We start from the raw sequence: 6947 nt of genomic DNA, 5'->3' as shown, positions 1-6947 counted from the left end.
GCCGCCATCTGGGTCGCGGGCGAGGCCCTGCGGGCCCGGGCCCCCTTCGGAGGCTTCCCCTGGGGCAAGCTCGCCTTCGGACAGGCCGACGGCGTCTTCACCCCGCTCGCCGCCCTCGGCGGCACACCGCTGCTCTCCTTCGGTGTCGCCCTCTGCGGATTCGGCCTTTACGAAGCCCTGCGCACCGCCCGCCGCCACCCCGGCCGCACGGCCGCCGCGCTGACCGCGCTCACCGTCGCCGCCCCGATCGGCGTGGGCCTCGCCGCCCGCCCGCTGGTCTCGGACGCGGCCGAGGACGGCACCGCCGTGGTCGCCGTCATCCAGGGCAACGTGCCCCGCCTCGGCCTCGACTTCAACTCCCAGCGCCGGGCCGTCCTCGACAACCACGCCAAGCGCACCGTCCAGCTCGCCGAGGACGTCAGGGCCGGGCGCGCCCCGAAGCCCGACTTCGTCGTCTGGCCGGAGAACTCCTCCGACCTCGACCCGTACGCCGAGCCCGACGCGCACGACGTCATCGACCAGGCCGTCAAGGCCATCGGCGTGCCCGTCGCGATCGGCGCCGTGGTGGCCCCGGAGACGGGCCCGCTGCGCAACACGATGATCCTGTGGGACCCGGTCAAGGGCCCCACCGTGACCTACGACAAGCGCAAGATCCAGCCCTTCGGCGAGCGCATCCCGATGCGCTCCGTCGTCCGCCTCTTCAGCTCCGACGTGGACCGGGTGCGCCGTGACTTCGGTCCCGGTAAGGACCCCGGCGTCTTCGACATGGCCGGCAGCGGAGTCGGCATGGTCACCTGCTTCGAGGCCGCCTTCGACGACGCCGTCCGTTCCACCGTCGAGGCGGGCGCCCAGGTGATCGCCGTACCGAGCAACAACGCCACCTTCGGCCGGACCCAGATGACCTACCAGCAGCTCGCCATGGACCGGGTCCGCGCGGTCGAGCACAGCCGGACCGTCCTCGTCCCCGTCACCAGCGGCGTCAGCGCCGTCATCCGCCCCGACGGGAAGATCGTCTCGCAGACCGAGATGTTCACCGCGGACGCGCTGGTCGCCGAGATCCCGCTGCGCTCCGGCCGTACCCCGGCCACGGTCGTCGGCCCGCTCCCGGAGTACGCGCTGCTCCTGCTGGCCGCCGGCGGCCTCGGCCGGATCCTGAACCGCCGGCTCCGCTCGCGCCGCGCAGCCTGACGACGGGTCCCGTACGGCGGCCTCGTAGGGTCGGGACATGACCACACCCGATTTCATCCGCCGGATCCGCGCCACTGCCGGGCACCAGCTGCTCCTGCTGCCCGGGGTCACGGCCATCGTCTTCGACGACCTCGGCCGGGTGCTGCTCGGCCGGCGCTCCGACACCGGGCACTGGGCGGTGGTCGGCGGAATCGCCGAGCCGGGGGAGCAGCCCGCCGAGACCGCCGTGCGCGAGGTGTACGAGGAGACGGCGGTGCGCTGCGTCGTCGAGCGCGTGGTCCTCGTCCAGATGACGGAGGCGATCACCTACCCCAACGGTGACGTCTGCCAGTTCCAGGACATCACCTTCCGCTGCCGGGCGACGGGTGGCGAGGCGCGGCCCAACGACCACGAGTCCCTCGAAGTGGCCTGGTTCGAGGTGGACGCGCTGCCTCCGCTGGATCCCTTCGGCCTGGACCGGATCCATCGAGCCCTGCGCGACGAGCCGACCTGGTTCGAGACCCCCGCTGATCTCGGCTGACCTCCCGGACCGGCGATGTCAGCGGCGCGTACGTGCGCTGTAAGGTTCCGCTGATCCAGAGCGGTTGTCGGACAGTCGTACATTCGAGGGGGCGGTCGAGGGATGACCTCGCGCAGTGCAGCCGGTGTGTCCGAGGCGGGCGGCCGTGGTCGCGCGTCGGCCGGAGCGGTTCCCGGCGGGCGCCTGGCGGTCCTCGACGGGATCCGGGTCCTCGCCGCGCTCGGGGTGCTCTTCTACCACTACTTCGCCCTTGAAAGCGCCTGGGGGAAAGCGCCCGCGGAGATCTTCCCGAACGCCCACCGGCTCGCCGTCTACGGCTGGCTCGGCGTCGAGATATTTTTCCTGGTCAGCGGGTTCGTCATCTGCATGAGCGCCTGGGGCCGCACCGTGGGCGACTTCGCGGTGTCCCGGATCTCCCGGCTCTTCCCCGCCTACTGGGCGGCCGTGGCCTTCACCTCCCTCGTGCTGTTCGCCTGGCCCGAGGTCAGGAAGGTCGGGCGGTTCAGCGATGTCGTGGTGAACCTCTCGATGCTCCAGGGCGGCGTCGGGGTCCCGAACATCGACGACGCCTACTGGACGCTCTTCGTCGAGCTCAAGTTCTACGTACTGTTCGCGATCGTGGTCATGCGCGGCGTGACCTACCGCAACTGCGTCCTGTTCTGTGCGGCCTGGACCCTGGCCGGCGTCGTGGCCCCCACCGCGGACAACGGCGTGCTGTCCTTCTTCGCGGCCTCGACCTCGTCCCCCTACTTCATCGCGGGCATCGGCTTCTACCTGATGCGCCGCTTCCGCCCGAACGCCGTCCTGTGGGCCGTCGTCGGCGTCCAGTTCCTTCTCGCGCAGCACCACGTACACGCCCGCATGATCTCCAGTCTGGGCCGGGCAGCCACCGAGCGGACGCCTGCCTGGCCCGCCCATCTGATCATCGCGCTCGGCTTCGCCCTGATGGCGGCCATAGCGCTCGGCGCCCTCGACGGCGTCCGGTGGCGCTGGCTCCCGCACGCCGGAGCGCTCACCTACCCGCTCTACCTGATCCACATGATGGCCGGGCTGACCCTCATCCATCACTTCCGCCGCGAGATGGCTCCCGTACCCCTGGTCATCGGGGTGACCGCCACGATGCTGGCGCTCGCCTGGATCATCCACCGGCTCGTGGAACGCCCGCTCGGCCGGCGGCTGCGCGACGGACTGCGCCGCGGGATGCACGACATCCGGACGGACACCTCCCGCGGTCCGTCGATCGAGCTGTTGCCCGCACAGCCCTCCGCCCCCGACGCGGAACGCATCCCGGCCGGCCGCGGGACGGTCGTCAGGCCCTGACGGCCTCGGGGCCCGACCGCCTCAGGAGCGTGCTTCCCGGTACAGCTCGGCCGCCCGGTCGCCCAGTACCGCGCTGTACGAGATCTCCGGGACGCTCCCGCCGCCCTCGTGGCCGCCGAGCACCCCGGCCAGCGCGCCGTCCACCAGCCAGGGGCTCCCGCTGGTGCCGCCGGTGAGGTCCGGGCAGCCGATCCGGCGCTGGGTCGCGGAGAAGAGGCCGGTGATGTTCGCGCAGCGCACCGGGGCCTCCAGGATCCGCGGGTAGCCGATGACCGTCACCGTCGCGTCGTCCGGCTGCTCGGCGGCGACCGGGAAACCGCCCACGAGGTCCTCCACGGCCTCGGTCCGCCCGCCGTCCACCGGGGCCACCGTGGCGAAGGCGACGTCGTCGTCCGGGTCCTGGCCGCCCGTCCAGCCCGGAGCGAGGTACGCGCCGGTGAGCTTCCAGAAGCCGTACGGGGCCTTGCCGTCGCGGTAGCCCGGCGCGAAGAGGGTGGTGTACGGACTCTCCAGACAGTGGGCGGCGGTGGCGATCACATCGCCCTCCTCGCTCTGCACCACGGAGGCGGTGCAGAAGTGACCGCCGTCCTGCCCGCCCGCGAAGAGCGCGCCCACCCGGTCGGCGCTGGCGCCGGGCAGGGCCCGCGCGGTCACGCCGAGCGGCGGTCCGGCGTCCGGCACGTCCACGCCGAGCAGCGCGCCCATCGCGGCCAGCGCGAGCAGGATCCGGGACGCCCGCCGCGCACGGGTGCGCCGGGCCGTTCGGGGGAGCGTGGAGTGGATCATCCTTCCACCCTGCCCGCCGAACCTATGTCCGGAGGATGACGTTCCGTATGAATCCCCTGTGAATCCTGTGAACCTCGCGTGAAAGCCGGGGCATGCCCGGACAGGCCCCGCTATGTCGGATCTCGGCAGCCGATCGGCGGCTATCCGCGCCGCTCGTACACCGTCACCCGGCGCCCCCGCACCTGCCGGTCCGCCACCACCGCGAAGTGCTCCCGCAGGACCGCCGTCTTGGCCTTGTCACGCTCCGTCGACGGCGCCTTCGCCACCTTCTCCGAGTCCGTCACCAGCAGCACCCGCCGCTGCCCGAGCAGCGCCGCCCGGATGCGGGCGGGGTCCTCCTCCTCGCCCTTCAAGGTGGCCGAGGCGGCCGGGGACGCGGCCAGCGCCACATCGGCCAGCCCTCCGAAGGCACCGGGGGAGACCAGCGCCGTGTCCCGCCGCGCGGCCGGGACGAACAGCACCGCGTCCCCGTCCCGCTTCAGCCCGGCCACCTCGCCGGCCACCGCGAGGACGTCGTCGAGCCGGCTGGACGGGGCCCGCTTGTCCAGCTCCACCGGCAGCAGGGCCAGTACCGAGACGCCGGCCACGCCCGGCACCAGCAGACCCGCCGCCCTCGGCAGGCGCGGTGCGCAGGCCCGTACGGCGGCACCCAGGGCGGCGCCGATCAGCAGCGCCAGCCCCACCATGCTGAACAGCACGTACCGGTCCTGGAACAGCGGTTGCACCAGGGACAGCCCGATCAGCCCGAGCTGGGGCACCGCCAGCAGCGGCAGGCCGACCGCCGCCACCGGGAGCGCCTTGAGGTCCGAGCGCTCCGGCCGGTCCGCCCACGCCCCCAGGCCCACCGCCGCCACCGGGAGCGCCTTGAGGTCCGAGCGCTCCGGCCGGTCCGCCCACGCCGCCAGGCCGCCGATCGCCAGGAGGATCCCCGGACCGACCAGCATGGTCCAGGTCAGCGGCGGTATCCACGACACCTGCTCGGACTGGCCGCGGCTGAACAGGATGAGCGGCAGCGCCCCCGCCACCGCGCCCGAGCCGTACGCCACCCAGCGCAGCCACACATGGCGCCCGGCCCGCACCCACCCCAGGGTCGTCGCGTGCGCGGGCAGGACCAGCAGGGACAGCCAGTTCAGCAGGGCGCACAGCAGCACGGCGATCCCGTACGCCGCCCAGCGCGGCCAGGTCCGCCGCCCGGGCCCGCGCTCCAGGAGCGAGACCAGCAGCAGCGTGGAGAGCCCGGCCCCCGCCGCGACCAGCGCGTACGGGCGTCCCTCCTGGAGGTGGAACTGGACCGCCGGCAGCAGCCCGAGGGCCAGCCCGCCGCCGAGCCCCGCCCAGAACCCGGCCAGGCGCCGCCCGATCAGCGCCACGCACACCGCGGCGGCCGAGACGGCCAGCACCGACGGCAGCCGCAGGGTCGCCGTACTCGCCCCGAAAACCTCGAAGAGCCCGTGCATCAGCAGGTAGTAGAGCCCGTGCACGGCGTCCACGTTCGCGAGCATCGCCCATATCTCGTCCGCCGACCGCCCCGCCACCTGCCAGGTCGCCGCCTCGTCCCGCCACACGCTGTCCTGCCGGGAGAGCCCCCACAGACCGAGCCCCAGGGTCCACATCAGGGGGACCAGCCACACCAGAACGCGCCGGCACCGGGATTCGGACAGGGCAGGTATGTCGGAAGGCATGAAGGTGCGCGGATCCTCGGTGCGGAGCGTCGGCGGAAAGCACCAGTCTATGGACGCCACGGACGGTTTCCGGACCGGGTGTTGTGCACCACGGAGCGTGATCGTCAGGCCCGCCGCCCCTAGCCTCGCCGCAGGAGCACGAACGAGGGGCGGTACCCGGTGAACTGGCTCATCCACGACTACCGCGAGAGCGATCTCGCAGCGGTGGTCCATCTGATCGACACCACGGCCGAACTCGGCCAGGAGTCCGTCTTCTCGCTCGCCGAGTGCATCAGCGCGCTGACCGACCGCCAGCCCTGTGTGGTCGCCGTCCACCAGGGCGTCCCCATCGGCGCGGCGCTCGCCTGCGTCACCGGCGAACGCGCCTGGGTCATGCGCATCGCGATCGCCGCCGGCTGGCGCGGCCGGGGCCTGGCCAGCGCCCTGCTCGTCGAACTGGAGCGACGGCTCATCGCCGCGCGCGTCGGCCGCATCGCGTACGTCCTGCCGGAGGAGGACATGCTCGGCGAGGGCCTCCTCAACGCCGGATACACCCGGCAGCCGGCCGTCGCCTACTTCGAGAAGACCGAGCCGCTGCACGGACCGGCCGCGGGTCTCCTCGACGACCTCGGGGGCCGCTTCCTGCCCAACGACCTGTGGGCCGAGGTCGCGGGCATGGAGAGGGAGAAGGATCTCATCGAGCGGCGCGTGGTGCTGCCGCTCGCCGAGCCCGAGCGGGCCGCCTCGCACGGCGTGCGGCCACCGCGCGCCATCACCCTCTTCGGCCCGCCCGGCACCGGCAAGACCACCTTCGCCCGGGCCATCGCCTCCCGGCTCGGCTGGCCCTTCGTGGAACTGCTGCCCTCCCGCCTCGCCGACGAGGGCAACCTGGCGGCCGCGCTGCGCGACGCCTTCGCCCGGATCGCCGAGCTGGAGCGCGTCCTCGTCTTCATCGACGAGGTCGAGGAGATCGCACCGGTGCGCACCGAGCCCGCCCAGCCCGGCGGGATCCACGGCGTGACGAACGAGCTGCTGAAACTGATACCGGGCTTCCGGGAGGGCGACGAGCGGCTGCTGGTGTGCGCCACCAACTCCATCCGCTCCCTGGACCCTGCCTTCCTGCGCCCCGGGCGCTTCGACTACCTCATCCCGATCGGCACCCCGGACGCCGGGGCGCGCGCCGCGATCTGGTCCCGCTACACGGCGGGCCGCGCGGACGTCGACGTGAACGCCCTGGTGGCGGCCACCGAACTGTTCACGCCGGCCGACATCGAGCACGCGGCGCGGATCGCGGCGCAGGTGTCCTTCGAGCGGGACCTGGAGACGGTGGGCGCGCGGGGCGCGGCGGCCGCCCAGCTGGGCGCGACCACGGAGGACCACCTGGCGGCGGTCCGGCAGTGCCGGCCGACGGTGACCCCGGCGATGACGGGCGAGTTCGAGGCTGACATCACCGCGCACGCCCGGTTCTGACC

6 protein-coding genes are annotated in these 6947 nt (G+C 73.1%); 4 read left to right on the top strand and 2 right to left on the bottom strand.

From position 1 onward, the window contains the following. From lnt to ACWGIU_RS24720, 3 genes are all read left to right on the top strand, one after another. Positions 1-1188, top strand: a 1188-nt coding sequence (lnt, locus tag ACWGIU_RS24730; protein ID WP_453709183.1) for an apolipoprotein N-acyltransferase, incomplete at its 5' end; no start/stop codon positions are given. A 37-nt stretch (positions 1189-1225) separates the two neighbouring features. Continuing rightward, positions 1226-1708: an NUDIX hydrolase gene (locus tag ACWGIU_RS24725; RefSeq protein ID WP_453709181.1), complete on the top strand. Its 483-nt coding sequence runs from the start codon at positions 1226-1228 to the stop codon at positions 1706-1708. 102 nt (positions 1709-1810) lie between these two features. Then, entirely contained in the window at positions 1811-3028 is a 1218-nt protein-coding gene (locus tag ACWGIU_RS24720; RefSeq protein ID WP_453709179.1) for an acyltransferase family protein, read from the top strand. A 21-nt stretch (positions 3029-3049) separates the two neighbouring features. On the opposite strand, the gene ACWGIU_RS24715 is transcribed toward ACWGIU_RS24720, so the two are convergent. Both ACWGIU_RS24715 and ACWGIU_RS24710 read right to left on the bottom strand, forming a co-directional pair. Continuing rightward, positions 3050-3814 (bottom strand): trypsin-like serine peptidase, encoded by a 765-nt coding sequence (locus ACWGIU_RS24715; RefSeq protein ID WP_453709177.1) that lies wholly within the window; start codon positions 3812-3814, stop codon positions 3050-3052. Between the two features lie 140 nt (positions 3815-3954). Continuing rightward, complete coding sequence (locus ACWGIU_RS24710) at positions 3955-5496, bottom strand: glycosyltransferase family 39 protein (RefSeq protein WP_453709175.1); 1542 nt, start codon at positions 5494-5496, stop codon at positions 3955-3957. A 159-nt stretch (positions 5497-5655) separates the two neighbouring features. Here ACWGIU_RS24710 and ACWGIU_RS24705 point away from each other — a divergent pair, with 159 nt between their 5' ends. Further along, a complete protein-coding gene (locus tag ACWGIU_RS24705) occupies positions 5656-6945 on the top strand; it encodes an ATP-binding protein (protein WP_453709173.1) in 1290 nt (429 codons plus the stop codon). Positions 6946-6947 lie beyond the last annotated feature (2 nt).

Source organism: Streptomyces sp. NPDC054840 (assembly GCF_053611065.1).
This window is presented reverse-complemented; position numbering and strand designations above follow the sequence as displayed.

What these genes read in the sequence shown, in the direction of transcription:
- ACWGIU_RS24720 (WP_453709179.1), top strand. Translation starts at nt 1,811, where the DNA reads ATGACCTCGCGCAGTGCAGCCGGTGTGTCCGAGGCGGGCGGCCGTGGT.
- ACWGIU_RS24710 (WP_453709175.1), bottom strand. Translation starts at nt 5,496, where the DNA reads ATGCCTTCCGACATACCTGCCCTGTCCGAATCCCGGTGCCGGCGCGTT.
- ACWGIU_RS24715 (WP_453709177.1), bottom strand. Translation starts at nt 3,814, where the DNA reads ATGATCCACTCCACGCTCCCCCGAACGGCCCGGCGCACCCGTGCGCGG.
- ACWGIU_RS24725 (WP_453709181.1), top strand. Translation starts at nt 1,226, where the DNA reads ATGACCACACCCGATTTCATCCGCCGGATCCGCGCCACTGCCGGGCAC.